This window comes from Klebsiella sp. WP3-W18-ESBL-02 (assembly GCF_014168815.1).
Taxonomy (GTDB): Bacteria; Pseudomonadota; Gammaproteobacteria; order Enterobacterales; family Enterobacteriaceae; genus Kluyvera; species Kluyvera ascorbata_B.
The window spans coordinates 3,434,886-3,460,806 of sequence record NZ_AP021972.1; the positions used below are offsets into that span (position 1 = coordinate 3,434,886).

Genomic DNA, 25,921 nt, shown 5'->3' on the forward strand with positions numbered 1-25,921 from the left:
CAGGAAGAGAAGATAGGCAGGCCGGATAAGGCAACGCCGCCATCCGGCAGCGTGCCGTACAATGCCTGAAGGTGCTTCGCTTGTCAGGCCTGCGTTAGAAAAGCAAAAGCAGGCCGTACCCCACCACAGCCGCCCACAGCAGCATCGGAATAGAGTACAGGTGGAAACGCCACCAGATGCGTCGGTCTGCCGCCATACGCAGCGCTATCAGGTTTGCCAGCGAGCCGGGCAGCAGCCCGAAGCCACCAACGTTGACCGCCCACGCCAGCAGCGTCGATGGCGGCACATAGTTCAGCAGCAAAATTGTCGACGGTACGTTGCTAATCACCTGCGATAGGCCAATCGCCGTCAGCCACAGCGACATACCGGAAAGCGCGCTGGCCCCGCCAAACGCCTGCTGTAGCACCGGTAGTTGGGTCAGCAGATGAACATCGATGAACATCGCCATAAATACCAGCAGCAGCGTCCAGTCCACGCTCAGCACCACTCGCCGAGCCAACAGCAGGAAACCCACGGCGATGACGATGAGCCCCCACAGTTCCTGCTTCATTTCCAGCGCGGCAAGAAAAATCAGGTAGAAGGCCAGGCAGCTCCATACCAACAGCGGCTGCCAGTCAGGCGTGCGTTCACTGCTTTGAAACGCCAGCTTTTTCGCCGGGAAACAGCACCAGCATAGCACCAGCAGCGTGGCTAACATTGCCACCGCCAGCGGCAGCATTTGCAGGGTAAAGGCCGGGAAAGAGAGACCCGATCGCCCCCACAGCAGGATGTTCTGCGGGTTGCCAATCGGCGTCAGCAGCGAACCGGCGTTCACCGCCAGCGCCTCAAAAATAATCAGCCGGTTAATCGGCAGCGCGCACCATTTTTTTAGCGTCAGGGTCAACGGCACCACGATAAACAGCGCCACGTCATTGGTCAGAAAGGTCGACAGCAGCGCCGCCGCCAGAACCATAAACACCGCCAGCTGACGCTCGGTGGCAAAACGGCGCGCCATTTTGCGCCCCAGGACATCAAAATAGCCGCTTTGCTCTACGCCTTTGGTCAGCAGCATCAGCCCGCTGAGGGTAATAATGGTGTGCCAGTCGATGGCCGCCGGCCAGCGCGCGGGGGCGAAGGGAACAAAAAAACTCAGCAGGACGCCGACGAGAATCAGCAGGTGCAGAAAACGGTCGCCCGCCAGCGACCGAAGAAAAGGGAGGTTCATTCCACGAATTGCCCGTGCTTCAGGGTGAACTGACGGAACATGTCGAGCGTTTCCTCGCTGACATGATGTTCAATACCTTCCGCATCGCGGCGCGCGGTATCGGCGCTAACGCCGAGGGCCAGCAGGAAAGTCTCCACGACCTGATGGCGCTCACGGCTCTCCTGAGCCAGTTTTTCGCCCTCTGGCGTTAAAAACACGCCGCGCCACGGGATCTGCTCAATCAGCCCTACGCCCGCCAGACGCTTCAGCATTTTCGCCACCGTGGGCTGCGAGACGCCCAGACGCGCTGCCATATCCACCTGTCGCGCCTCGCCCACTTCGCGAATTAGATCGGAAATCAGCTCAACGTAATCGTCAATCAGTTCGCGGCGATGCGCTTCGCGTACCTGGCGAAACCCCTCAACGTGCTCTTCAACATTCACCAGCTGCGTCACTTTTTTTGTTATTGGCGTACCTGCGCGACGGCCCATAAAGCTTCCTCATCTGTGCGACGCCGGAACGCGTCATCAAAAGTGCGCCCATTGTAATGGATTGTGACTCAAGCACAAAAATTTAACGTTTTAGCCATAGCTATAAAATATAGCCTGTGCTATATCTGTATGTAATGCAAACGCTCATCACGGAATGATGGGCCAGAAAGCAGGAGGAACCATGAACGAATTCAAGAGGTGTATCAGCGTGTTTAGCCACTCTCCTTTTAAAGTACGGTTAATGTTGATCGGTATGCTGTGCGATCTGATTAACAACAAGCCGCAGCAGGACAAGCCGTCCCACTAAGCGGCGTGCGAAACGCCGCTTCATCTCGTTGTCATATTTGGCTGGCAATCTACCCGTTTGCGCCCAAAAACCCCGGTTATTTTCTGGTTTTGTAAGCGCCCTCCCAAAACAATTCGTTATCAGTAGTTGACCCAATAATAAGCTCGCTTTATCTTCTTGCAGCCCTGTCCTTTGCGTCCCCTCTTTGCGCATGGTCTGGCCAATAAAGACCCCTTGACGCCAGGGGCCGCACATGGCGTTTTGATAGTTGTAATCTATGAATCTAACCCTGAAAGAAACCCTTGCTGCACGTGGGCTCGCCGTTAGCCCGTGGACAGGATTGTACTTTTTACAATCAATCCTGATAAACCTGGCGCTGGGGTATCCCTTTAGCCTGCTGTATGCCGTCGCGTTTACCGGCGTGCTGCATCTCCTGTGGCGCACGTCGCCCAACGTGCAAAAGGTGATACTGGGGCTTTATTCACTCGTCGCCGCGCTCTACTTTCCGTTCAGCCAGGCCTACGGTGCACCGAACTTCAACACCCTGCTGGCGCTGCACGCCACTAACGTAGAAGAGTCGACGGAAATTTTTACCATCTTCCCGTGGTACAGCTATCTGGTCGCGGTGTTTATTTTTGCGCTTGGGGTCATTGCCGTACGGCGTAAAGCGGTCGATAAAACGCGCTGGCACCTGATGGACACCCTGTGCCTCATCTTCTGTATTGGCGTGTTTTTTGTGCAGCCGATACAAAACAAAGCCTACGGCGGCGTCTTCAAGCTAAAAGACAGCGGCTATCCGGCCTTCCGTTTCGTGAAAGACATTATCGTCAACAATAACGAAGTGCTTGACGAACAGCGCCGCATGGCCGAGCTGTCTGGGATGAAAGACACCTGGAACGTGCTGGCGGTGAAGCCGAAATATCACACCTACGTGGTGGTCATTGGCGAGAGCGCGCGCCGCGATGCGCTGGGTGCCTTTGGCGGCCATTGGGACAACACGCCGTTCGCCAGCTCGGTGAACGGCTATCTGTTTACCAACTACGTCGCAGCCAGCGGTTCGACGCAGAAGTCGCTGGGCCTGACGCTGAACCGCGTCGTCGACGGCAAGCCGCAGTATCAGGATAACTTCGTCACCCTCGCCAACCGTGCCGGTTTCCAGACCTGGTGGTTCTCGAACCAAGGGCAGATTGGCGAGTACGATACGGCGATCGCCAGTATCGCCAAGCGTGCCGATGAAGTGCACTTCCTGAAAAGCGGTGACTTTGAGGCGGATAAAAATACCCGCGATGAAGATCTGCTGAAGATGACCGAACAGGTACTCTCCACTCCGCGCAGTCAGCCGCAGCTGATTGTGCTGCATATTATGGGCTCCCATCCGCAGGCCTGTGACCGCACCCAGGGCAAGTACGCGCAGTTCGTACAGTCAAAGGAGACCTCATGCTACCTTCACAGCATGACGCAAACCGACAGCCTGCTGAATCAGCTCTACGATCAGCTGCGCCGCACGACGGACAGCTTCTCGATGGTTTATTTCTCTGACCACGGTCTGGCCTTTAAAGAACGCGGCAAAGCGGTGCAGTACCTGGCCCACGACGATAAATACCAGCAGAACTTCCAGGTGCCGTTTATGGTACTTTCCAGCGATGATAAAGCGCACAAGCTCATCAAAGCGCGACGTTCAGCCAATGATTTTCTGAGCTTCTTCACGCAGTGGACCGGGATCCAAACCAAAGAGATCGCGCCGAAGTATCGTTTTATTTCGTCGCAAAAAGCCGGGAAGGTCTACATCACTAACTTCCAGTTACAAAAAGTGGATTACGACACGCTCAAGACCGATCTGTTTGATCCAAAGAGCTAATTCCACGACGTTTCTTTGACTTCCCGTTTACCTTTTGTCCCGGTAAACGGGTAGCAAACGCCCCCGCTATCGCCTTACTATACTTGCTTTACGACCACCTGAAGCAGGCCTCATCATGATCGCACAACGCCTCACGCGCGACTGGCGCTTTCCTATTGCCGGGCTAATGATACTGTTGTTGCTCAGCGCGACGTTCGCTCTGCACGCGCACTGGAACGCCTTTATCCAGTGGTGTCTCGCCACGCAAATTACCCTGCACCGCTACCTGGTCATGTACCTGCTGCAGCTCAATAACCATGAATACAGCGGCGGCCTGTGGCTGCTGCTTGGCGCATTTTTTTACGGCGTGCTGCACGCCGTTGGCCCGGGCCACGGTAAGTTTATTGTCACAACCTACCTCAGCACCAACAAAGAGAGCCTGCTCGCCGCGCGTGTGGTGCCGTTTCTCGGTAGCCTGATGCAGGGCATCAGCGCGATTCTTTTTGTCTTTATTCTGGCGGTCGGTTTCAACCTTGCGTCAGGCGATCTCAGCACCAGCCGCTGGTACGTTGAAAAAATCAGCGCGCTGATGATTGGCGCGTTCGGGCTGTTCGTCATCTATCAGTCTCTGAAAGGTCTTCGCCCCCGTAAAATGTCCATTACGGCGCTCAGGCCACAGCATCAGCATGATGAAAACTGCGGCTGTGGGCATCACCACGGCGTGGGTTCGGCGCTAACCCAGAGCGACTGGAAAACGCGCCTTGGCGTCATTCTGGCGATTGGCGCACGGCCGTGTAGCGGTGCAATCATGATTTTGATGTTTGCCAACGCGCTGGGGATTGTGACGTGGGGAATCGCTGCGGTGATGACGATGGCGCTGGGGACCGCACTATCAATTCTCTGCCTATCGCTGGCAGTGCGCTATGCCAGAGAGCGCACGGTGGCCCTGTTTGGCGGCGCGTTCGGCGGGCAATGGGTTATTCCTGCGGTGAAAATAGCCGGCGGGATCATGTTGATTTTGTTTGCCACGGTGCTGTTTCTGACGGTGATACCGATTAGCGCAAACGGAGACTATATTGCGGCGGGCTGTTGAATGTGACGGGAACGGGGTGTAAAAAAGGCATTAAAAAAGGGGTCCTGAGACCCCTTTTTGTATCACCGAAGTGATTAGAAGCGGTAACCTGCACCAACGATCCAGGTACCAACGTCAACGCTACGAATGCGAGACTGCTCGTAGGAGAAGTCCAGAGCAACGTTTTCGATCGGGTTGAACTGCAGACCTGCGCCGTAGGAGAAACCGTAGTCGCTGGTGCTGTTGTTATCCGGGAACTGGTTGCCCTGTGCTTTACCGTAGCCCAGGCCGATTACGCCGTAGATGCTTGCCCAGTCGTTCAGACGGTAAGCAGGACCCGCAGTGATGCCGTAGTACTGACCTTTGGTGTACACGCCGTTCTGGGTGTCACTTTTTTCAGTGTAGGTGAAGGAGCTGATCACACCCAGCGGGCTGTTGTCAGCTTCGTAGCGATATTTCAGGTTGAAGCCGCCAGCTTTGTTAGCGACGCCCTGCATATCACTCTGTGCGTAACCACCGGTAACAGTGGAGGTTGCAGCTACGGCAGTACCTGCGGAAACAGCCAGAACAGCGGCCAGTGCTGAAAGACATGCAATTTTTTTCATAACCACCTCAAATGTGCTTCTAATAAGTCCGTAAGTTTTAAATATATCAAAAATTGTTAAGAAACTCTTTGGTCCTGATGATGTCTAAGGGCAGCCTTGATGTAACAAAAATTTTCCATCACCGCCTATCACCTTCATTTCACACATGTTTTTACGTTAAATCTTCGGTTTACTTCGGTAAAAACTGCGCTCAATTTTCCAGACAATTCCTAATTTGACAGACGAAATAATCATCGACTATGCAAATTCTACTCGTTCCGGGGCGTTTTTTTTTCAACAATTCCTCAACCGTAGCCGACTATTTCAATTACACTGCCGCTTTTACCTCTTTTGACAAATACTGACAGGAAAAAGATGTCCAGCACGCCTCGCAAGCTACCGTCATGGTTACCCATCCTCGTTCTCCTGATCTCAATGATCTCTATTCAGAGCGGCGCATCGCTGGCTAAGTCATTGTTTCCTTTAATTGGCGCACCGGGCGTCACCGCCCTGCGTCTGGCCCTTGGCACCCTGATTCTGGTGGTCGTGTTTAAACCCTGGCGTCTACGTTTTGCCCGCGAACAGCGCCTGCCGCTGTTGTTTTACGGGCTGTCGCTTGGCGCGATGAACTACCTCTTCTATCTGTCGCTGCAGCGCATTCCACTAGGCATTGCCGTGGCGCTGGAGTTTACCGGGCCGCTGGCGGTGGCGTTATTCTCATCGCGCCGCCCGGTAGACTTTATCTGGGTGATCCTGGCGGTGATGGGCCTGTGGTTCCTGCTGCCGCTCGGCCAGGACGTGGCGCACGTCGACCTGACCGGCGCGCTGCTGGCGCTGGGCGCAGGCGCTGGCTGGGCGGTTTACATTTTGACCGGCCGCCGCGCGGGTGAAGAACATGGCCCGGCGACCGTCGCGATGGGGTCACTGATTGCCGCCGTGGTCTTTGTACCGTTAGGTGCACTACAGGCCGCCGACGCGCTGTGGCACTGGTCGCTGCTGCCGCTGGGGTTAGCCATTGCCGTCCTGTCTACCGCGCTGCCCTACTCGCTGGAAATGATTGCGCTGACCCGCCTGCCGACGCGAACCTTTGGCACCCTGATGAGCATGGAACCCGCGCTCGCGGCGCTGTCGGGGATGATTTTCCTCGGCGAGACGCTGACGTTAAGCCAGTCGATGGCGCTGGGCGCTATCATTATTGCTTCGATGGGATCAACGCTGACAATGCGACAGGAAAGTAAAATCAAACAGGTTGACGTCAGCTAAATTCTTTTATTATGCATAGTGCAAGCCACTATGCATAATATCCCAGAGAAACTGCATGGATTCTTATTTTATATCAATTAAAATAAATTCCTAAATATATAGCGCACCAGTAACACCAATTAACCAACTGTTTTTAAATAAGTTAATCAATCCAATCACGCTCACTATCATACCTATAGGCAGAATCAGAAAATACCGTCTCGCTCACGGTGCTATACTTGTTTCCGTTAATTCATGAGGACGCAGATACACCCGTCTTTATATGTGTATCGGATCAAGAGGATATATGATTATGAGTACTGCAAAACTGGTTAAAGCAAAAAACGCCCAACTGCTCTATACGCGTAACGACGTTCCGGACGGCGAAAAACAGGCGACCGTTGCGTTACTCAACCGTCAGGTTCTTCAGTTTATCGATCTGTCGCTGATTACCAAACAGGCCCACTGGAACATGCGCGGCGCGAACTTTATTGCCGTGCACGAAATGCTGGATGGCTTCCGCACTGCGCTGACCGATCATCTGGATACCATGGCAGAGCGCGCCGTACAGCTTGGTGGCGTGGCGCTCGGCACAACCCAGGTCATTAATGCGCAGACGCCGCTGAAAAGCTATCCGCTGGATATCTCCAGCGTTCAGGATCACCTGAAAGCGCTGGCCGAACGCTATGCCATCGTCGCGAACGACGTGCGTAAAGCCATTAGCGAAGCGAAAGATGAAGATACCGCTGATATCTTTACCGCCGCGTCCCGCGATCTGGATAAATTCCTGTGGTTCATTGAAGCGAATATCGAATAACCATAGAAAAATCTTATGACCTTCCGGCTCCCCCGCCGGAAGGGATTGCACCATAAAAGTGCAGGTGTTCGTGCATAATCCCCGCCGAAGTAAATAAATTGTAATAATCACCTCACACAATCGTTAATAAAAGATTGTTTTCCCCCCAGCGTTTGCGCTAAAAAACGCCATACTTAACAACAGACTTTTTGCGCACCACTTTGGTGCCCACCTTTGGTGCAAATGCACTTTTTTCCTGCCGCTTTTGTGCAGACCGAAAAGCATTATTTGTTAAGAAACAACTAATTGCCAAGTTGGCACGATTTTTTCATAAGACGATTGTTCTCGCAGGGGATCGCCCCGTGGATATAAAAGGAAATGCTATGAAGTCAATGTTTAAAGTTTCACTGGCAGCACTCACCCTGGCTTTTGCGGTTTCATCTCAGGCCGCGGAGAAACAACTGGTCGTCGCAACCGATACTGCATTCGTCCCGTTTGAATTCAAACAGGGTAATCAATATGTCGGCTTTGATGTTGACCTGTGGGCGGCTATTGCGAAAGAACTGAAGCTGAATTACACCCTGAAGCCGATGGACTTCAGCGGTATCATCCCTGCATTGCAAACGAAAAACATCGATCTGGCGCTGGCCGGTATCACCATTACCGAAGAACGCAAAAAAGCGATCGACTTCTCCGACGGCTACTACAAAAGCGGCCTGCTGGTGATGGTGAAAAGCAATAATAACGACATCAAGAGCGTGAAAGATCTCGATGGCAAAGTGGTCGCAGTGAAAAGCGGCACAGGCTCCGTTGATTATGCGAAAGCCAACATCAAAACCAAAGATCTGCGCCAGTTCCCGAACATCGATAACGCCTATATGGAGTTAGGCACAAACCGTGCTGACGCCGTGCTGCACGATACGCCGAACATCCTGTACTTCATCAAAACTGCCGGTAACGGTCAGTTCAAAGCGGTCGGCGAATCTCTGGAAGCACAGCAGTACGGTATCGCCTTCCCTAAAGGCAGCGACGAGCTGCGTGAGAAAGTGAACGGCGCGCTGAAAACGCTCAAAGAGAACGGCACCTACAACGAAATCTACAAAAAATGGTTCGGTACCGAACCTAAATAATTATTCCAAAATCTGATGCAAACTCAGGGGCGGCCTTTCGCCCCTGCTATTTTTGAACCACGGTAACAGGATTATCATCATGCAGTTTGACTGGAGCGTCATCTGGCCTGCCATTCCAATTCTTCTGGACGGCGCCAAAATGACTCTGTGGATTTCGATCCTCGGCCTCGCGGGCGGTATCATCATCGGTCTGGTGGCCGGTCTAGCCCGCACTTACGGCGGCTGGATTTCAAACCACATCGCCCTCGTATTTATCGAAGTGATCCGCGGTACGCCTATCGTTGTACAGGTCATGTACATCTACTTCGCGCTGCCGATGGCCTTCCCGGACATTCGTATCGATACCTTCACCGCGGCAGTGATCACCATCATGATCAACTCCGGTGCGTATATTGCTGAAATTACTCGCGGCTCGGTGCTGTCCATCCATAAAGGCTTCAGCGAAGCAGGCCTGGCACTCGGCCTGTCGCGTCGCGAAACCATTCGCCATGTGATTATGCCGCTGGCCGTTCGTCGTATGCTGCCTGCATTAGGCAACCAGCTGATCATCAGTATCAAAGATACGTCGCTGTTTATCGTTATCGGTGCAGCCGAGCTGACCCGCAGCGGCCAGGAAATTATCGCCGGAAACTTCCGCGCGCTGGAAATCTGGACCGCCGTCGGCGTTATCTACCTGATCATCACCCAGGTACTCAACATCGTGCTCCGCATTCTTGAAAGAAGGATGAAAATCCTGTGATTGAATTTAAAAACGTTTCTAAGCACTTCGGCCAAACCCAGGTGCTGCACAACATTGACCTGAACATCAAACAGGGTGAAGTGGTGGTCATTATCGGACCATCCGGTTCCGGTAAATCCACCCTGCTGCGCTGCATTAACAAACTCGAAGAAATCACCAGCGGCGATCTGTTCGTTGATGGTTTGAAAGTCAACGATCCCAAAGTTGACGAGCGCCTGATTCGTCAGGAAGCCGGGATGGTGTTCCAGCAGTTCTATCTGTTCCCACACCTGACGGCGCTGGAAAACGTGATGTTTGGCCCCACCCGCGTACGCGGTCTGAACAAAGATGAAGCGGAGAAACTGGCGAAAGATCTGCTGGCGAAAGTGGGGCTGGCGGAACGCGCGCACCACTACCCTTCCGAGCTGTCCGGCGGCCAGCAGCAGCGCGTGGCTATTGCCCGTGCGCTGGCGGTGAAGCCGAAAATGATGCTGTTTGATGAGCCGACCTCAGCGCTGGACCCGGAGCTGCGTCATGAAGTGCTGAAGGTCATGCAGGATCTGGCGGAGGAAGGGATGACGATGGTTATCGTTACCCACGAAATCGGCTTTGCTGAGAAAGTGGCATCGCGCCTGATCTTTATAGATAAAGGCCGGATTGCCGAAGACGGCAACCCGCAGGAGCTGGTGAAGAACCCACCGAGCCAGCGTCTGCAAGAGTTCCTGCAGCACGTTTCCTGATAGCACGCCGTTTATCCCGCCGGGATAAACGGCGTTTTTCTTTTAGCGTTTACGCGCCAGAAAACGGCGGCGCTGTTCGTCATCCATAAACGACCACGCAATAAAGCGGCTCTGCTTCTGCCCCTGCGACATCTCTTTTTTCACCACCTTCACCGCACCGACGTCGGTTAACGCCCGGTACAGCGGCGGCAGGTTTTCACCTTTTGACACCAGCGATGTGAACCACATGACCTGGCGGGCAAAGCCTTTACTCTCAGCAATCATTTGCTTAATAAAAGCCACCTCACCGCCTTCGCACCACAGTTCCTGCTGCTGGCCGCCAAAGTTCAGCGCATCGTCACGCTCCTGCCCCAGATTACGGCGCTTACGCTCGCTACCCGCGCGGGCGGCAGCGGCAGAATCGTGGAACGGCGGATTACACAGAGTCGCGTCGTACTGTTCGTTTTTGTGGATGATACCGTTAAACATCGCGGCACCGTCTTTCTGACGACGCAGGCGAATCATGCGGTTCAGCGACGGGTTTGCGCTCAGGATAGCCTGCGCGCTGGCAAACGCCTGAGGATGAGTTTCACTGCCGGTAAAGCGCCAGCCATACTCGTGCGCACCAATCAGCGGATAAATACAGTTCGCACCCACGCCGATATCCAGAATACTGGCTCCCTTGACCACATTGCCGCTCTCATCGCTGAGCAGATCGCCCAGATGATGGATATAATCGGCGCGCCCCGGCACCGGCGGGCAGAGGAACCCGTCTGGAATATCCCACTCTTTCACCCCGTAGAAATGGGCCAGCAGCGCTTTATTCAGCGTTTTCACCGCCTGCGGGTCGGCAAAATTCACGGTTTGCTCCCCGGCCGGGTTGAGGATAATAAAATCGCTCAGCGCGGGGCAGGCCTGACGCAGCGCGTCCAGGTCGTAGCGGCTGTGATGGCGGTTGCGCGGGTGCAACCCCGGTTTTTGGCTACTCATGACTTTCTCCTGTCGTAATGCGCCGTAAGATACCCGTTGACGGCGGCGCGGTAAATAAGGGAGTCTGGATTACCGCTTCTTAATTATGGGTACGTCATGTACTTTTATCAGCCTTCTCACGGCCACGGGCTGCCTCATGACCCGCTAAACGCCATCGTCGGGCCACGGCCTATTGGCTGGATCTCTTCCGTTGACGTCGAAGGGCGGCGCAACCTTGCCCCCTACAGCTTCTTTAACTGCTTTAACTATCGCCCGCCGATTATCGGCTTTGCCAGCAGCGGCTGGAAAGATAGCGTGCAGAATATTATGGAAACCAAAGCGTTCGTCTGGAATCTGACGACCCGTGATTTGGCGGTGGCGATGAATGAAACCTCCGCTACCCTGCCCCACGGCGAGGATGAATTTGCCCGCGCCGGGCTGACCGCCGCACCGAGCCGTCTGGTCAGCGCGCCGCGCGTAGCGCAGAGCCCGGTCAACTTCGAGTGTCGCCTCTCGCAGTGCATTCAGCTAACGGGCGCCGACGGTACCGCCGTCGATACCTGGCTGGTGCTGGGTGAAGTGGTCGGTATTCATATCGATGAATCGCTGCTTGAGGACGGAATCTATCAGACCGCCCGCGCACAGCCGGTCCTGCGCGCGGGTGGGCCCTCCGCCTACTACACCATCGATGAGCGCCATCGCTTCGATTTAATTCGCCCGGATGCCCGTCGCGATAAATAAAAAACAGCCACGTCGGTGGCTGCTTTTTCCTGCCCGCCGCCTACAATTAAGGTATTCCCTGTTGCTTTCAGGAGGGGATACAAATGCACACCTTTCACCTGCTTTTCGCCGCCGCGTTCCTCGCTACAACCACCGTCTGCGCCCAATCCGCTCCTGCTCCAGGCGTTCCGTTTCGCCCGGTGGGTACCGTAACGGCCAGCGGCGCCAGCAACCTTGACGATCTTCAGCAGCAGTTGGCCAAAAAGGCGCACGAAGCTGGCGCGATAGCCTTTGTCGTTGACGTAGCCGGCGGAAAAAACAAGCTGTTCGGTTCTGCGACGTTGTACCGGTAAACGGCCATCGTGAGCGGATGGCTTGACGCCTCCCTCAGGGCCATTCGACTGAATCGTGTAAACTTTATGTATAAAAAATGAAGAAACTGTAAATCAATATATTTATTTTTCTGCCAATGAGTGATAAAAAGTCACACGACTTGATAATGCTTATCAAAATCATTATCAAATTCATTTAATAAATTTTAAGCAACCTGCAGTGGCAAAGGGGACGAGACGATCCCTACTGTCATTTTTTTAATGGCTTTTTAAATTATAAGATGCTCATTGATATGGAAAAAAATCGCACTACTCCGTTTGGCAGCTTTCGTTCTCTCACCTTCTTTACCGGGATCTGTATCGGCCTGACCCCCGCCGCCCAGGCCGATGAGGGGAAAGAGAAAAACGCGGGTGATACGCTGGTTGTTGAAGCCCAAACTCCGTCCCTGTATGCCCCCACTCAATCGGCCGACCCGAAATTCAGCCGTCCAATTGCGGATACCACCCGCACCGTCACGGTGATTTCTGAGCAGGTGTTGAAGGATCAAGGGGCGACAAACCTGACCGATGCGCTGAAAAACGTACCGGGCGTCGGGGCTTTCTTTGCCGGTGAAAACGGCAGCTCGTCAACGGGCGACACCATCTACATGCGCGGAGCCGATACGTCTAACAGTATCTATATTGACGGTATTCGCGATATTGGCAGCGTGACGCGCGACACATTTAACACCCAGCAGGTGGAAGTGATCAAAGGCCCCTCAGGGTCCGACTACGGGCGCAGCGCGCCGACCGGTTCGATCAACATGATCAGCAAACAGCCGCGCCTGGACTCCGGGATCGATGCCTCCGCCAGCGTCGGCAGCGCATGGTATCGTCGTGGCACGCTGGACCTGAATGAAGCGATCGGTGAAACCGCCGCGGTGCGTTTAAATCTGATGGGTGAAAAAACCCACGATGCCGGGCGCGATAACGTTAAAAACGAGCGCTACGGTATTGCACCGTCCATTGCGTTCGGCCTCGGCACGCAAAACCGTCTGTACCTCAACTACCTGCACGTGACGCAGAACAACACCCCGGACGGCGGCGTGCCAACCGTTGGGCTGCCGGGCTACTCCGCACCCAATGCCGCCACTTCGGCGCTGAATCACTCAGGTAAAGTGGACACCCATAACTTCTACGGCACTCGCTCCGACTACGACGACTCGACCACCGATACGGCGACGATGCGTTTTGAGCACGACTTCAACGACACCACCACCCTTCGCAACACTACCCGCTGGTCGCAGATCAAGCAGGACTATATGATGACGGCGATGATGGGGGGGGCCACGAACATTACTCGCCCAAATCCAAATAACGTCGACACCTGGACCTGGACACGTAACATCAATACCAAGGATGTGAGCAACAAAATTCTCACTAACCAGACCAACCTGACCTCGAAGTTCTCTACCGGCGCAATCGGCCACGATATCAGTACCGGGGTAGAGTTTACCCGCGAACAGCAGACCAACTACGGTGTGTATCCGTTTACCGCTCCGGCAGTGAACCTCTATCACCCTGATAGCAGCATTTCTCTGGGCAGCCTCCAGCGCAGCGGCGCCAATGCGAATGGTCAGACCGATACCTTCGGTATCTACGCCTTTGACACGCTGCAAATTACCCGTGATTTTGAGTTGAACGGCGGTATCCGTCTGGATAGCTATCGCACCGAGTACGACAGCGCATCGCTGTGCGGCGGCACTGCCCGCGGCGCGGTAGCTTGCCCCGCGGGCGTCGCGAAAAATTCACCGGTCACCACCGTTGACGCCAGCAAATCGGGCAACCTCGTGAACTGGAAGGCCGGTGCGCTCTATCACCTGACGCAGAACGGCAACGTTTACGTTAACTACGCTATCTCCCAGCAGCCTCCGGGCGGCAGCAACTTTGCCCTGGCCGCTGGCGGTACGGGCAACAGCGCCAACCGCACCGACTTTAAACCGCAGAAGGCGAAAACCAGCGAAATTGGCACCAAGTGGGAAGTGCTGGATAAACGCCTGCTGCTGTCGGCCGCCCTGTTCCGTACCGACATTGAAAACGATGTCGAAGCTAACGACGACGGCACCTACTCACAGTACGGCACTAAGCGCGTAGAAGGCTACGAGCTGTCCGTTGCCGGCAATATCACTCCAGAATGGCAGGTGATTGGCGGCTTTACTCAACAGCGTGCGACGGTGCGTGCAGGCGCGAACGTCGCGCAGGATGGCAGCGCTTCTCTGCCGTACACGCCGGAACACGCCTTCACGCTGTGGAACCAGTACCAGGCGACCGATGCCCTCTCCGTGGGCGCAGGCGCTCGCTATATTGGCAGCATGCACCGCGGCTCCGATGGTGCTGTGGGCACGCCGTCGTTCACCGAAAGCTATTGGGTGGCCGACGCCAGACTGGGCTATCGCGTCAACAGCAATCTCGATCTGCAGCTGAACGTCTATAACCTGTTCGATACCGACTATGTTGCTTCCATCAACAAGAGCGGCTATCGCTACCATCCTGGCGAACCACGCACCTTCGTACTGACGGCGAACGTTCATTTCTAAGGCATCATGTGGGGCGCTGGCCTAATGCTGGTCAGTTAAGGCGTTGAATTCAGGAGCAGGAACCGTAGGCCGGATAAGGCGTTTACGCCGCCATCCGGCAATCAGCGCGCAGTGTGCCGGATGGCGCTTTGCTTATCCGGCCTACGAATCTCGCTTAACTGACAGGCATTGAGGCACAGGCCCCACTTTTTTCAGGAGAGACTCCCATGATGTACCGTATTCCCGGCGTATTGAGCACCGATGAAGTTCGTCATCTTGTTGCCGAACTTAACCAGGCGCAGTGGATTGATGGCCGGGCGACCGTGGGCGCACAGGGGGCGCAGGTGAAGCATAATCAGCAGGTCGATACCCGCAGCGAGCGCTATCGGGCACTGCAGGCCCTGGTGCAAGAAGCGGTAAACCGCCATTCGCTGTTCTTTGCCGCCGCGCTGCCGAAAACCCTTTCCAGCCCGCTATTCAACCGCTATCAGCAACAGGAAACCTACGGTTTTCACGTCGATGGCGCGGTGCGCCAGCACCCCGAAAGCGGCTGGATGCGTACCGACCTGTCCGCCACCCTGTTTTTATCCGATCCGGAGAGCTATGACGGTGGAGAACTGATCATCAACGACACCTTCGGGCAGCATTCGGTGAAGCTTCCGGCAGGCGACCTGGTACTTTATCCCTCCAGCAGCCTGCACTGCGTCACGCCGGTCACGCGCGGCGTGAGGGTAGCATCGTTTATGTGGATTCAGTCGATGATCCGCGACGATAAACGCCGCGCCATGCTGTTCGAACTGGACCGAAATATTCAATCGCTGAACAGCCGTCACGGTGAGTCGGAGGAGGCACTTTCCCTGCTTAATCTCTATCACAACCTGCTGCGCGAGTGGTCTGAGATCTAAACAGGCGAGTATTTCTCAAAATATATGAAGAAGACGCGCCGCAAAAAATACCGCCGGCGGCCATGACAAAGGCCGCGCCAGACAACTTGATAAACGACAGATAAAAGTTTACATTCACCGCCTGTATGAGAATATAATTCCAGAACAGGCCCAACAACCCAGCTTTTATTACAAATCCATACCGCAACATACAGAGCAATCGATTATCTTTACGAGCACGCTTTTTGGCAAAAAAAGTAGCAAATTGTGCCTTCGATCCCCCCGCTTCCGCTGGATTCAACGCAAACACATTCATGACGTGAATATTTTATTAATAATCAATAAATTAATAATCATTCAATTTTTTTGAGCATGGTAATCAATTCTCTTCGATTTATTCCGCCAAATAAAAACGTGATACTTATCACATCGACGAAAACATCGTCCCCTGTACGACATAACCTGCGAGAGATTAATTATGAAAACCATTAAATATGCTGTTGCTGCCATCGCCCTGTCTGCCCTGTCCTTTGGCGCTTTCGCTGCCCAGCCTGTTACCCAAGCTCAGGCACAAAAAATGAACGCAATGGGTACCGTGTCCGTTGACGGCGCGACGACTCTGGATGGTATGGAAGCTCAGTTGGCGCAGAAAGCTGCCGCTGCTGGCGCAACCGGCTACTCCATCACGTCTGCTAACACCAACAACAAAGTTAGCGGTACTGCGGTTATCTATAAATAATCGCCACCCTCTGTTATACCCCGTGAGCTGACCTCTCGCGGGTGCTCCAACCCTCATTGACTTGTTGATACCCTTTTTTGCCCGGCCGCCACGCCGGGCTTTTTTTTGCGTGGAATTTACGCAGGAAGGCCGCTTGCGCGGTATAAGACGAGCCGGGCCATGCCCGGCTCGGGAGGACAGCCAGCGGGTTTAATAGGCGAGCGCGACGCGGTCAAGGCCGTCTTCAAGCGAACTGACCTCTCCGGCCGCCAGCAGGCAACAGGCCAGCTGAATTTTCAACGACTGCGGCACCGGCTCGACGCCCGCCACGCAGCGTTCGATCCACTGCGCCGTGGTTTGCGGATCTTTCGCCGCTGGCAGCGCCACAATCTCTTCGCACTGCTCACTCTGACGCGCGTTAATGACCCGTGCGCCCTGCGCATCAATCAATGTGATTTGCGGGCAGCGCTGCGGATTAGCATAAACTTCGCCCTCGGTGCCATGCATCAGCAGGCTGCGCCCGCCGATATCGGCAAAGAATTTTGCGACTTTGCCCACGTACTCCGGATGCGAGACGCTGGACAAGCGCAGCGCCGCGTCTTCGGCAAACGGCGTCGCCAGCTTGGCCAGCGTATGCGCACTGTTGCGCACGCCAAGCTGCCAGCGCAGATTCAGCTGCCGTTCCAGCGGCGGGCACAGCGCGCCAACCGGAATATAGACCAGCTGATGGCCATCCAGCTTTGCCTGCGCCTGCCCGGCATGACGCGTCGGCTCAATGCCCAGCAGCTCAAAGATGGTCTCACTGATGACCCGCGTCGGATCTTCGCTGACCCCGTGCACCACGACCGGAAAACCGAGCTTATGCAGCAGCATCGCCAGCAGCGGCGTCAGGTTGGCCTGCTTGCGCGCGCCGTTATAGCTGGGAATGACAATCGGCATCGGTTTACCCGCCGGCGGCGTCAGGCGCATGGTTTTCTGCTGCACGGCCTCATAAAAACCAAGCATCTCCGCTTCGCCCTCCCCCTTAATGCGCATGGAGAGCAAAATCGCGCCCATTTCCAGATCCGGAACATCACCATCAAGCATTTGGGTGTACAGGCCGCGCGCGATGTCCTGGTCCAGGTCACGCGCATGATTTTTTCCACGACCGATTTCTTTGATGATTTTGCGATAATCCATTTACTGCTCCTTTGCTCGTCGTCGCCAGATAAGCGCAGCGCATCCGGCAATGTGCGGCGGCCGCCTGATGGCGCTATGCGTTTCAGGCCTACACACCGGGCTAGCGTTTTTTACGGCGCGGTGATTTTGGCTTAGCCGTGATAGCTTTCTGTTTAACTTCCGGCACTTCCGGACGTTCAATCGGGAAAACCGGCAACGCATCCAGTAAACGCTTACCGTAGTTTTTGGTCAACAGCCGCTTATCGTAGATGATCACTTCGCCCCAGCAACCGTGGCTACGAATCAGTCGCCCCACCTGCTGAATCAGATTAAACGATGCGCTGGGCAGACTTTGCACTTCAAAGGGGTAGCGGTTGAGACTTTTCAGCCATTCGCCTTCGGTGATCACCACCGGGCTGTCGATCGGCGGGAAGGCGATTTTATGAATATGCACCTGGCTTAGCAGCTCACCTTTCAGATCCAGCCCCTCCGCAAAAGATTGTAGCCCAACCAGCACGCTGCGCTCGCCGCTCTCAACCCGCTTGCGATGGAGTTCTACCAGCCGATAGCGCGGCTGATCGCCCTGCACCAGCAGCATCAGACGTAGATCGGTCACGTGCTCAAGGAAACGCTGCATCGCGCGGCCGCTGGCAAACAGCACCAGCATACCGTGATGCTTTTTGCTCTCGACCTGCTGGCGAAAATAGGCCGCCATTTCGGCAATATGCTGCTCTTCGTTATCGATTAGCGGCTCAAACTGCATCTGTGGAATGACGATTTTACCCTGCTCGACGTGGTTAAACGGCGAATCCAGCGCCACGAAACGATCGCCTGCTTTTTCTCTCAGCCCGCTCATCTCCTGCAGGCGTGAGAAGCTATTAAGCGAACGCAGCGTTGCCGAGGTGACAACAATATGCGGCACGCTGCGCCACAGCAGGCGCTCAAGCTGTTCGCTGACGCGGATACCTACGCAGTGGAACCAGACGTGCATCTGCCCATCGCGCAGATCGCGGGTAGCCCACTTGGTGACCGGCGCCCCCGATGCCTGGGAAAGCGACGCCAGACGCCACAGCTTGCTCTGGGATTCAAACATCCCCAGCGCGCGGTTCATCTGCAAAATCACCCGATGCAGGCGCACAATATCGTGACTGCCGGTTTTCTCGCTGAGATCGTTTAAGAACAGCTCCGCCAGCCCGCGCAGCATTTCGGTGAGCTTGGCCAAACGCTGGCAAATTTCCATCACTTCGTCGGGCAACTCGCCCATCGGGAATCGATGCTCGGCTTCCTGGGCTGCGGGTAGATACAGATTAAGAATGTTATTCAGCGACGCGATAAGCTCGTACAGCTCTTCACAATGCGCGGTAAGTCGCTCCGGCAGCGCCAGCGGCGGCGTGGTTTTCGGGCGGAACTGCTCCATGCAGGTGGCCACCAGCTTACTGAACAGGTCGAGCTGTAGCCGATACCACGGTGCGGTAATCTCGGCGCTCATCTCCAGCGCGTCGCGGGCGACGTCCGGCAGATGGTGGCCTTCATCCAGCACCAGCAGCAGGTTTTTCGGCTCCGGCAGCACCGCTTCGCTCTCCATTGCCGCCATGACCAGCGCATGGTTTGCGACCACGACTTCAGCCTCCTGAATCTCGCGGCGCGCGACGAAGAACGGGCACTCGCGATAATACTGGCAGTTACGGTTCAAACAGCTGGCTTTATCGGTGCTCAGGCGACGCCATAAATCATCGTCAATCGCGATGTCGGTATGGTCGCGCAGGCCGTCCCACTTGTAGCTGTCGAGATCGCCCTTCAGCTTCGCGCAGCGCTTCTGCTCTTCCTGGTTATTGGGCGTCAGCTCATCGTCGAGAAAGGCCAGCAGATCCTGCTGGTTTGGCTCGCTGCTGGCGAGCGCCGTCAGGTTACGCGGGCATACGTAGCGGCCGCGACCAAAGGCGGCAGTGAAGCGCAAATCGGGGATAATTTTGCGCAGCAGCGGTAAATCTTTACTGTAGATTTGATCCTGTAACGCCACGTTGGCGGTGCTGACCACCAGCGTTTTCTGTTCTTCGCGGGCGATAGCAATACCGGGAATCAGGTAGGACAAGGTTTTCCCGACGCCGGTAGGCGCTTCAATCGCCAGATGTCGCCCGTCTTCTCCGGCAAGCGTTTTAGCGACGTCCGCAATCATCTGCCGCTGCGGCGCACGGGGGATAAAGTCGGGGATCTGTTCCTGAAGCGCCTTGTACCAGGCGGCGATTTGCGCTTTCAGCGCAGCGGTCAAAGCCATGAGAAAACCTGAGATACTGTATAAACAGCCACTATTGTGGCACTTTCTGTACGCCGCCGCAAAAAAGAAAGCCCGGCTTTCGGCCGGGCTCGCAGTTTACTGCGCTGCTGCAGGTTTACGCGGGCGGCGAGGTGGACGCGGCTTATCGCCTGCCGGTTTACCCTCCGCGCTGCGCGGTTTGGCTTTCGGCGCGCCGCCGTCGTTACGACGCGGCTGCTGTTGGCTACGCCCTGCGCCCTGCCCCTGACCACCCTGGCCGCGACCACGGCCGCCGCCGTTACCGTTGCCATTGCCGCCACGCTGCTGGCGACCGTTCTGAATCGGCTCCGCTTTGATAGACGGATCCGGCTCGTAGCCCGGCAGCGCAATGCGCGGAATTTCTTTCTTCAGCAGACGTTCGATGTCGCGCAGCAGTTTGTGCTCATCAACGCACACCAGCGACAGCGCTTCACCGGTCGCGGCCGCGCGGCCGGTACGGCCGATACGGTGCACGTAATCTTCCGGCACGTTCGGCAGCTCGTAGTTCACGACGTGCGGCAGCTCTTCAATATCCAGGCCACGCGCGGCGATATCGGTCGCCACCAGCACGCGGATATCGCCGGATTTAAAATCGGCCAGCGCGCGCGTACGCGCACCCTGCGATTTGTTACCGTGAATCGCCGCGCTGCGGATACCGTCTTTATTCAGCTGTTCCGCCAGGTGGTTTGCGCCGTGCTTGGTACGAGTAAATACCAGCACCTGCTGCCAGTTGCCTTCGCCGATCATCTGCGACAGCAGCTCGCGCTTACGTTTTTTATCAACCATGTGAACGTGCTGCGTTACCTGCTCAGAAGCCGTGTTACGACGCGCCACTTCAATCTCGAGCGGGTTGGTCAGCAGTTTTTCTGCCAGGGCTTTAATGTCGTCGGAGAAGGTAGCGGAGAACAGCAGGTTCTGGCGCTTCGCCGGCAGCTTGGTCAGCACACGACGGATGTCGTGGATGAAGCCCATGTCGAGCATACGGTCAGCTTCGTCCAGCACCAGGATTTCTATCTGATCGAGCTTCACGGCGTTCTGATGTTCGAGATCCAACAGACGCCCCGGCGTAGCCACCAGCACGTCAACGCCGCCGCGCAGCTTCATCATCTGCGGGTTGATGCTGACGCCGCCGAACACGACCAGCGAACGGATGTTCAGGTAACGGCTGTATTCACGCACGTTTTCACCAATCTGCGCCGCCAGCTCACGGGTTGGCGTGAGGATCAGCGCGCGCACCGGGCGACGGCCCTTGACGTGCGGCTCACGGGAAACCAGCAGCTGCAGCAGCGGCAGGGTAAAGCCTGCGGTTTTACCGGTGCCGGTTTGGGCGCTGGCCATCAGGTCGCGGCCCTGCAGTACCGCAGGAATCGCCTGCTGCTGGATGGGGGTGGGTTCGCGGTAACCTTGCTCAGCAACGGCGCGCAGAATGTCGGGGTTCAGCCCGAGAGAATCAAAAGACATAAGTACTCCACACCCACCCCGACCGCATGCGGTGTAGTTTTCGAGGGGAGAGAAAAACAGGGGAATGACAAAAACCACAATGTCATGAAGGGGCGGAGTGTAGCAGTTTTTGTGATGCACCGCATAAATTATCCCCTTCACGCGGTAAAACAAGATTATTCACCACGCTGGACAAGATGGAAAACCCGGCATAATCTTAATCAATCGTTTGATTAATTCTGGTGGCATCATGAATCCCACTCCGATTACCAGCAAAGGCGAACAGGCGAAAAGCCAGCTGATTGCCGCCGGACTCGCCCAGTTTGGCGAGTACGGCCTGCATGCGACCACCCGCGATATCGCCGCGCTGGCCGGGCAGAATATTGCCGCCATCACCTATTATTTTGGCTCAAAAGAAGATTTATACCAGGCCTGCGCCCAATGGATTGCTGATTTTATCGGCGAAAACTTCCGGGCTCACGCCGAAGCCGCTGAACAGCTATTCGCCCAACCGCAGCCGGACCGAGAAGCCATACGCGCGCTGATCCTCCACGCCTGCCGCAACATGATTTTACTGCTGACTCAGGATGACACGCTGAACCTGAGCAAATTTATCTCACGCGAGCAGCTGTCGCCGACCGCCGCCTACCAGCGGATTCACGATCAGGTGATTGCCCCGCTGCATGCGCATCTGACCCGACTGATTGCCGCCTATACCGGCTGCGATGCCAGCAGCACGCAAATGATCCTCCACACCCACGCCCTGCTGGGGGAAGTGCTGGCGTTTCGCCTGGGGCGGGAAACGATTCTGATGCGCACCGGCTGGACACAATTTGACGCCGACAAAGCCGAGCAAATTTTCGCGGTCGTTACCTGTCATATCGATTTCATTCTGCAAGGATTAACGCAAAGGAGCCTGAAGTGATGAAAAAACCGGTGGTCCTTATTCTGGCCATAGCGCTCATCGTCGCGCTGATTGGCGGTGGGACGTGGTGGTATCAGAGTCGGCAGAATAACGGCCTGACCCTGTATGGCAACGTCGATATTCGTACCGTCAACATGAGCTTCCGCGTTGGCGGGCGTCTGCAATCGCTGACGGTCGACGAGGGCGATGCGATTAAGCAGGGCCAGACGCTTGGCCAACTGGATAAAGCGCCGTATGAAAACGCGCTGCAGCAGGCGAAGGCGAACGTCGCTACCGCCGAAGCGCAATACGATCTGATGATGGCCGGCTACCGGGCAGAAGAAATAGCCCAAGCCGCCGCGGCGGTAAAACAGGCGCAGGCTGCCTACGATTATGCGCAAAGCTTCCTCCAGCGTCAGCAGGGGCTGTGGAACAGCCGTCTGTTGTCGGCTAACGATCTGGCCAACGCGCGTTCTTCCCGTGACCAGGCGCTGGCGTCGCTGAAATCGGCACAGGACAAGCTCAGCCAATACCGAGCGGGTAACCGGCCGCAGGAGATCGCTCAGGCAAAAGCCAACCTCGAACAGGCCCAAGCCCAGCTGGCGCAGGCAACGCTCGATTTACATGACACGACGCTCACCGCACCGTCCGACGGTACCCTGCTCACCCGCGCGGTTGAGCCAGGCAGTATGCTCAGCGCGGGCAGCACCGTGCTGACGCTGTCGCTGACCCGCCCGGTGTGGGTGCGCGCCTATGTTGACGAGAAGAACCTCAATCAGGCCCAGCCGGGGCGCGAAATTTTGCTCTATACCGACGGCCGCCCGGACAAACCGTACCACGGTAAAATCGGTTTTGTTTCCCCGACCGCCGAGTTTACGCCCAAAACGGTAGAGACCCCGGACCTGCGTACCGATCTGGTTTACCGCCTGCGCATTATCGTCACCGACGCCGACGACAGCCTGCGCCAGGGGATGCCGGTCACGCTGCGCTTTAGCGATGAGTCGCGCCATGAGTGATAGCCAGATTCAGCTGCGCGGGCTGGTCAAACGGTTTGCCGGCATGGATAAGCCAGCGGTCGCCCGGCTGGACTGCACGATCAACGCCGGCTACGTGACCGGTTTGGTCGGGCCGGACGGCGCGGGAAAAACCACGCTGATGCGCATGCTTGCCGGGCTGCTGAAGCCGGATGAGGGCAGCGCGACGGTGCTGGGGCTGGACCCGATTGCCAACGATAGCGCCCTGCACGCGGTGCTCGGCTATATGCCGCAAAAATTCGGCCTGTATGAAGATTTAACGGTCATGGAGAACCTTAACCTCTATGCCGACCTGCGAAGCGTGACCGGCGAAACGCGGGAAAAGACCTTCGCGCGGCTGCTGGAGTTCACCGCGCTGGGGCCTTTTACCGAACGCCTGGCGGGTAAACTCTCCGGAGGGATGAAACAAAAGCTGGGACTGGCCTGTACGTTAGTCGGCGAGCCAAAGGTGCTGCTGCTGGATGAACCCGGCGTTGGCGTCGACCCCATTTCGCGCCGCGAGCTGTGGGAAATGGTGCACGAGCTGGCGGGTGATGGAATGCTGATCCTCTGGAGCACCTCTTATCTTGATGAAGCCGAGCAGTGTCAGGACGTGCTGCTGATGAACGAAGGCGAACTCCTGTATCAGGGCGAACCTACTGCCCTCACCCGTACCATGGCCGGACGCAGCTTTTTAATGCACAGCCCGCAGGAAAATAACCGCAGACTGCTGCAGCGCGCGTTGAAGCAAAGCGCGGTCAGCGACGGGATGATTCAGGGGCGTTCGGTGCGCGTGATCCTCAAAAAATCGGCCAGTGCCGATGATTTGCGCCGGGCACCCGGCATGCCAACGCTGGAAATAGAAGAGACCACGCCGCGCTTTGAAGATGCATTTATCGATCTGCTCGGCGGCGCGGGGACCTCAGAATCGCCGCTGGGAGCCATTCTGCATACCGTTGACGGTTCGCCGGACGAAACGGTCATCGAAGCCAAACAGCTGACCAAAAAATTCGGCGACTTTGCCGCAACGGACCACGTCAATTTTGCGGTCAAGCGCGGGGAAATCTTCGGCCTGCTGGGTCCGAACGGCGCGGGGAAATCCACCACCTTCAAAATGATGTGCGGTCTGCTGGTGCCAACCTCCGGCAACGCGCTGGTGCTGAATATGGATTTGAAGGTCAGCTCGGGTAAGGCGCGCCAGCATCTGGGTTATATGGCGCAGAAGTTTTCGCTGTACGGCAACCTCACGGTCGAACAAAACCTCCGTTTCTTCTCCGGCGTGTACGGCCTGCGCGGCCGCGCGCAGAATGACAAAATCGACAGCATGAGCAACGCCTTTGGCCTCAAAGCGATCGCTCGCCACACCACCGACTCACTGCCGTTAGGCTTTAAGCAACGCCTGGCGCTGGCCTGCTCGCTGATGCACGAGCCGGACATTCTGTTTCTCGATGAGCCAACCTCAGGGGTTGACCCCCTCACCCGTCGTGAGTTCTGGCTGCACATCAACAGCATGGTGGAAAAAGGGGTGACGGTGATGGTCACCACCCACTTTATGGATGAAGCCGAGTACTGTGACCGCATTGGCCTGGTGTATCGCGGTAAGCTTATCGCCAGCGGCACGCCGGACGATTTAAAAGCCCAGGCCGCCGACGCGCAGCAGCCGGACCCGACCATGGAGCAGGCCTTTATTACGCTTATCAACGACTGGGATAAGGAGCACGCCAATGAGCGCTAGAGGGCTGTCGTGGCGGCGCGTGCGCGCGCTGTGCGTCAAAGAGACGCGGCAAATCGTCCGCGATCCCAGCAGTTGGCTGATTGCCGTGGTGATCCCGCTGCTGCTGCTGTTTATTTTCGGTTACGGCATCAACCTCGATTCCAGCAAGCTGCGCGTCGGCGTACTGCTTGAACAACAGAGCAAAGAAGCGCTCGACTTCACCCACACCTTAACCGGTTCGCCCTATATTGATGCCACCGTGAGCGATAATCGTCATCAGTTGATTGAGATGATGCAGGCCGGACGCATCCGCGGCCTGATCGTGGTTCCGGTTGATTTTGATAAGCACATGGCGCGTGCGGGTGACAACGCCCCCATTCAGGTGATCACCGACGGCAGCGAGCCCAATACGGCTAACTTTGTGCAGGGATACGTCGAAGGCATCTGGCAAATCTGGCAGAAACAGCGCGCCGAAGACCGCGGCCAGGAATTTGAACCGCTCATCGATGTACAAACCCGCTACTGGTTTAACCCGGCGGCCATCAGCCAGCACTTTATTATCCCCGGCGCCATTACCATCATTATGACGGTGATCGGCGCAATTCTGACCTCGCTGGTGATTGCCCGCGAGTGGGAACGCGGCACCATGGAGGCGCTGCTTTCAACCGAAGTCACCCGCGTCGAGCTGCTGCTGTGCAAGCTCATTCCTTACTATTTCCTCGGTATGCTGGCCATGCTGCTGTGCATGCTGGTGTCGGTGTTTATTCTCGGCGTGCCGTATCGCGGTTCGCTGGTGGTGTTGTTTTTTATCACCAGCCTGTTTTTACTCAGCACCCTCGGCATGGGCCTGCTGATCTCGACGATTACCCGCAATCAGTTTAACGCCGCGCAGGTGGCGCTGAACGCGGCGTTTCTGCCGTCGATTATGCTGTCCGGGTTTATTTTCCAGATAGACAGTATGCCGGCCGCGATCCGCGTGGTGACCTATATCATCCCGGCGCGTTATTTCGTCAGCACGCTGCAAAGCCTGTTCCTGGCGGGAAATATTCCGGTCGTGCTGATTATCAATACGCTGTTTTTAATCGCTTCGGCGGTGATGTTTATTGGCCTGACGTGGATGAAAACCAAACGTCGGTTGGATTAACTCTGGCGCGTTTTTTGCC

Annotated in this window: 24 protein-coding genes; 17 read left to right on the top strand and 7 right to left on the bottom strand. The window is 56.0% G+C overall.

The features are described from left to right. Positions 1-94 precede the first annotated feature (94 nt). Positions 95-1,204 (bottom strand): anion transporter, encoded by a 1,110-nt coding sequence (locus H7R56_RS16395; RefSeq protein WP_106924557.1) that lies wholly within the window; start codon positions 1,202-1,204, stop codon positions 95-97. Then, positions 1,201-1,674 carry a manganese-binding transcriptional regulator MntR gene (gene mntR, locus H7R56_RS16400; protein ID WP_106924558.1) on the bottom strand — a complete coding sequence of 158 codons (474 nt, stop codon included), beginning with the start codon at positions 1,672-1,674 and terminating at the stop codon, positions 1,201-1,203. Before mntR ends, H7R56_RS16395 begins: the two co-directional genes overlap by 4 nt. Positions 1,675-1,855: 181 nt before the next feature. Here mntR and mntS point away from each other — a divergent pair, with 181 nt between their 5' ends. The 3 genes from mntS (at position 1,856) to H7R56_RS16415 (ending at position 4,890) form a co-directional block, all read left to right on the top strand. Further along, complete coding sequence (mntS, locus tag H7R56_RS16405) at positions 1,856-1,981, top strand: manganase accumulation protein MntS (protein ID WP_106924559.1); 126 nt, start codon at positions 1,856-1,858, stop codon at positions 1,979-1,981. 256 nt (positions 1,982-2,237) lie between these two features. Beyond that, the gene (locus tag H7R56_RS16410; RefSeq protein WP_106924560.1) at positions 2,238-3,818 is read left to right on the top strand and encodes a phosphoethanolamine transferase; all 1,581 of its coding nucleotides are present in this window, start codon (positions 2,238-2,240) and stop codon (positions 3,816-3,818) included. 115 nt (positions 3,819-3,933) lie between these two features. Then, the gene (locus tag H7R56_RS16415) at positions 3,934-4,890 is read left to right on the top strand and encodes a nickel/cobalt transporter (protein ID WP_106924561.1); all 957 of its coding nucleotides are present in this window, start codon (positions 3,934-3,936) and stop codon (positions 4,888-4,890) included. Between the two features lie 74 nt (positions 4,891-4,964). Here the strand turns inward: H7R56_RS16415 and ompX are convergent, their stop codons facing one another. Beyond that, positions 4,965-5,474, bottom strand: a complete 510-nt coding sequence (gene ompX, locus H7R56_RS16420) for an outer membrane protein OmpX (RefSeq protein ID WP_052284753.1) — start codon at positions 5,472-5,474, stop codon at positions 4,965-4,967. A gap of 354 nt (positions 5,475-5,828) precedes the next feature. On the opposite strand from ompX, the gene rhtA reads away from it, so the two are divergent. The 5 genes from rhtA (at position 5,829) to glnQ (ending at position 10,079) form a co-directional block, all read left to right on the top strand. Then, positions 5,829-6,716 carry a threonine/homoserine exporter RhtA gene (gene rhtA, locus H7R56_RS16425; RefSeq protein ID WP_106924562.1) on the top strand — a complete coding sequence of 296 codons (888 nt, stop codon included), beginning with the start codon at positions 5,829-5,831 and terminating at the stop codon, positions 6,714-6,716. Positions 6,717-7,008: 292 nt separating this feature from the next. Next, a complete protein-coding gene (gene dps / locus H7R56_RS16430) occupies positions 7,009-7,512 on the top strand; it encodes a DNA starvation/stationary phase protection protein Dps (RefSeq protein ID WP_106924563.1) in 504 nt (167 codons plus the stop codon). Between the two features lie 362 nt (positions 7,513-7,874). After that, the gene (gene glnH / locus H7R56_RS16435; RefSeq protein ID WP_106924564.1) at positions 7,875-8,621 is read left to right on the top strand and encodes a glutamine ABC transporter substrate-binding protein GlnH; all 747 of its coding nucleotides are present in this window, start codon (positions 7,875-7,877) and stop codon (positions 8,619-8,621) included. Positions 8,622-8,700: 79 nt separating this feature from the next. Continuing rightward, the gene (gene glnP, locus H7R56_RS16440) at positions 8,701-9,360 is read left to right on the top strand and encodes a glutamine ABC transporter permease GlnP (RefSeq protein ID WP_106924565.1); all 660 of its coding nucleotides are present in this window, start codon (positions 8,701-8,703) and stop codon (positions 9,358-9,360) included. Continuing rightward, on the top strand, positions 9,357-10,079 hold the full coding sequence (gene glnQ / locus H7R56_RS16445) for a glutamine ABC transporter ATP-binding protein GlnQ (protein ID WP_106924566.1): 723 nt from the start codon (positions 9,357-9,359) through the stop codon (positions 10,077-10,079). Before glnP ends, glnQ begins: the two co-directional genes overlap by 4 nt. A 42-nt stretch (positions 10,080-10,121) precedes the next feature. On the opposite strand, the gene rlmF is transcribed toward glnQ, so the two are convergent. Next, a complete protein-coding gene (gene rlmF, locus H7R56_RS16450) occupies positions 10,122-11,048 on the bottom strand; it encodes a 23S rRNA (adenine(1618)-N(6))-methyltransferase RlmF (RefSeq protein ID WP_106924567.1) in 927 nt (308 codons plus the stop codon). Between the two features lie 96 nt (positions 11,049-11,144). On the opposite strand from rlmF, the gene H7R56_RS16455 reads away from it, so the two are divergent. The 5 genes from H7R56_RS16455 to ybiJ all read left to right on the top strand — a co-directional run bounded on the left by H7R56_RS16455 (position 11,145) and on the right by ybiJ (position 16,257). Further along, positions 11,145-11,768, top strand: coding sequence for a flavin reductase family protein (locus tag H7R56_RS16455; protein WP_182928307.1), 624 nt, complete (start codon positions 11,145-11,147; stop codon positions 11,766-11,768). 83 nt (positions 11,769-11,851) lie between these two features. Next, positions 11,852-12,100 carry a YdgH/BhsA/McbA family protein gene (locus H7R56_RS16460; RefSeq protein ID WP_106924569.1) on the top strand — a complete coding sequence of 83 codons (249 nt, stop codon included), beginning with the start codon at positions 11,852-11,854 and terminating at the stop codon, positions 12,098-12,100. Positions 12,101-12,372: 272 nt separating this feature from the next. Continuing rightward, the gene (locus tag H7R56_RS16465) at positions 12,373-14,655 is read left to right on the top strand and encodes a catecholate siderophore receptor Fiu (protein WP_106924802.1); all 2,283 of its coding nucleotides are present in this window, start codon (positions 12,373-12,375) and stop codon (positions 14,653-14,655) included. A gap of 206 nt (positions 14,656-14,861) precedes the next feature. Then, the gene (gene ybiX / locus H7R56_RS16470; RefSeq protein WP_106924570.1) at positions 14,862-15,539 is read left to right on the top strand and encodes a PKHD-type hydroxylase YbiX; all 678 of its coding nucleotides are present in this window, start codon (positions 14,862-14,864) and stop codon (positions 15,537-15,539) included. 457 nt (positions 15,540-15,996) lie between these two features. Beyond that, entirely contained in the window at positions 15,997-16,257 is a 261-nt protein-coding gene (gene ybiJ / locus H7R56_RS16475; protein WP_106924571.1) for a DUF1471 family protein YbiJ, read from the top strand. Between the two features lie 189 nt (positions 16,258-16,446). Here the strand turns inward: ybiJ and ybiB are convergent, their stop codons facing one another. The 3 genes from ybiB to rhlE form a co-directional block, all read right to left on the bottom strand. Further along, on the bottom strand, positions 16,447-17,415 hold the full coding sequence (gene ybiB / locus H7R56_RS16480; RefSeq protein WP_106924572.1) for a DNA-binding protein YbiB: 969 nt from the start codon (positions 17,413-17,415) through the stop codon (positions 16,447-16,449). A gap of 100 nt (positions 17,416-17,515) precedes the next feature. Next, positions 17,516-19,669, bottom strand: a complete 2,154-nt coding sequence (dinG, locus tag H7R56_RS16485; protein ID WP_182928308.1) for an ATP-dependent DNA helicase DinG — start codon at positions 19,667-19,669, stop codon at positions 17,516-17,518. A 96-nt stretch (positions 19,670-19,765) separates the two neighbouring features. Further along, positions 19,766-21,148 (bottom strand): ATP-dependent RNA helicase RhlE, encoded by a 1,383-nt coding sequence (gene rhlE, locus H7R56_RS16490; protein WP_106924574.1) that lies wholly within the window; start codon positions 21,146-21,148, stop codon positions 19,766-19,768. A 229-nt stretch (positions 21,149-21,377) separates the two neighbouring features. Between rhlE and cecR the strand changes: the two genes are divergently transcribed. From cecR to H7R56_RS16510, 4 genes are read left to right on the top strand one after another with little or no spacing between them, the layout of a single operon-like run. Next, entirely contained in the window at positions 21,378-22,052 is a 675-nt protein-coding gene (gene cecR / locus H7R56_RS16495; protein ID WP_106924575.1) for a transcriptional regulator CecR, read from the top strand. Then, entirely contained in the window at positions 22,052-23,047 is a 996-nt protein-coding gene (gene hlyD, locus H7R56_RS16500) for a secretion protein HlyD (RefSeq protein WP_106924576.1), read from the top strand. The genes cecR and hlyD overlap by 1 nt, the downstream gene beginning before the upstream one ends. Further along, positions 23,040-24,779, top strand: coding sequence for an ATP-binding cassette domain-containing protein (locus H7R56_RS16505; protein ID WP_106924577.1), 1,740 nt, complete (start codon positions 23,040-23,042; stop codon positions 24,777-24,779). The genes hlyD and H7R56_RS16505 overlap by 8 nt, the downstream gene beginning before the upstream one ends. Further along, entirely contained in the window at positions 24,769-25,902 is a 1,134-nt protein-coding gene (locus tag H7R56_RS16510; RefSeq protein ID WP_106924578.1) for an ABC transporter permease, read from the top strand. The genes H7R56_RS16505 and H7R56_RS16510 overlap by 11 nt, the downstream gene beginning before the upstream one ends. Positions 25,903-25,921: the final 19 nt, after the last annotated feature.

Coding starts and splice junctions, on each gene's coding strand:
- H7R56_RS16395 (WP_106924557.1), bottom strand. CDS start 1,204: ATGAACCTCCCTTTTCTTCGGTCGCTGGCGGGCGACCGTTTTCTGCAC.
- mntR (WP_106924558.1), bottom strand. CDS start 1,674: ATGGGCCGTCGCGCAGGTACGCCAATAACAAAAAAAGTGACGCAGCTG.
- mntS (WP_106924559.1), top strand. CDS start 1,856: ATGAACGAATTCAAGAGGTGTATCAGCGTGTTTAGCCACTCTCCTTTT.
- H7R56_RS16410 (WP_106924560.1), top strand. CDS start 2,238: ATGAATCTAACCCTGAAAGAAACCCTTGCTGCACGTGGGCTCGCCGTT.
- H7R56_RS16415 (WP_106924561.1), top strand. CDS start 3,934: ATGATCGCACAACGCCTCACGCGCGACTGGCGCTTTCCTATTGCCGGG.
- ompX (WP_052284753.1), bottom strand. CDS start 5,474: ATGAAAAAAATTGCATGTCTTTCAGCACTGGCCGCTGTTCTGGCTGTT.
- rhtA (WP_106924562.1), top strand. CDS start 5,829: ATGTCCAGCACGCCTCGCAAGCTACCGTCATGGTTACCCATCCTCGTT.
- dps (WP_106924563.1), top strand. CDS start 7,009: ATGAGTACTGCAAAACTGGTTAAAGCAAAAAACGCCCAACTGCTCTAT.
- glnH (WP_106924564.1), top strand. CDS start 7,875: ATGAAGTCAATGTTTAAAGTTTCACTGGCAGCACTCACCCTGGCTTTT.
- glnP (WP_106924565.1), top strand. CDS start 8,701: ATGCAGTTTGACTGGAGCGTCATCTGGCCTGCCATTCCAATTCTTCTG.
- rlmF (WP_106924567.1), bottom strand. CDS start 11,048: ATGAGTAGCCAAAAACCGGGGTTGCACCCGCGCAACCGCCATCACAGC.
- H7R56_RS16455 (WP_182928307.1), top strand. CDS start 11,145: ATGTACTTTTATCAGCCTTCTCACGGCCACGGGCTGCCTCATGACCCG.
- H7R56_RS16460 (WP_106924569.1), top strand. CDS start 11,852: ATGCACACCTTTCACCTGCTTTTCGCCGCCGCGTTCCTCGCTACAACC.
- H7R56_RS16465 (WP_106924802.1), top strand. CDS start 12,373: ATGGAAAAAAATCGCACTACTCCGTTTGGCAGCTTTCGTTCTCTCACC.
- ybiX (WP_106924570.1), top strand. CDS start 14,862: ATGATGTACCGTATTCCCGGCGTATTGAGCACCGATGAAGTTCGTCAT.
- ybiJ (WP_106924571.1), top strand. CDS start 15,997: ATGAAAACCATTAAATATGCTGTTGCTGCCATCGCCCTGTCTGCCCTG.
- ybiB (WP_106924572.1), bottom strand. CDS start 17,415: ATGGATTATCGCAAAATCATCAAAGAAATCGGTCGTGGAAAAAATCAT.
- dinG (WP_182928308.1), bottom strand. CDS start 19,669: ATGGCTTTGACCGCTGCGCTGAAAGCGCAAATCGCCGCCTGGTACAAG.
- rhlE (WP_106924574.1), bottom strand. CDS start 21,148: ATGTCTTTTGATTCTCTCGGGCTGAACCCCGACATTCTGCGCGCCGTT.
- cecR (WP_106924575.1), top strand. CDS start 21,378: ATGAATCCCACTCCGATTACCAGCAAAGGCGAACAGGCGAAAAGCCAG.
- hlyD (WP_106924576.1), top strand. CDS start 22,052: ATGAAAAAACCGGTGGTCCTTATTCTGGCCATAGCGCTCATCGTCGCG.
- H7R56_RS16505 (WP_106924577.1), top strand. CDS start 23,040: ATGAGTGATAGCCAGATTCAGCTGCGCGGGCTGGTCAAACGGTTTGCC.
- H7R56_RS16510 (WP_106924578.1), top strand. CDS start 24,769: ATGAGCGCTAGAGGGCTGTCGTGGCGGCGCGTGCGCGCGCTGTGCGTC.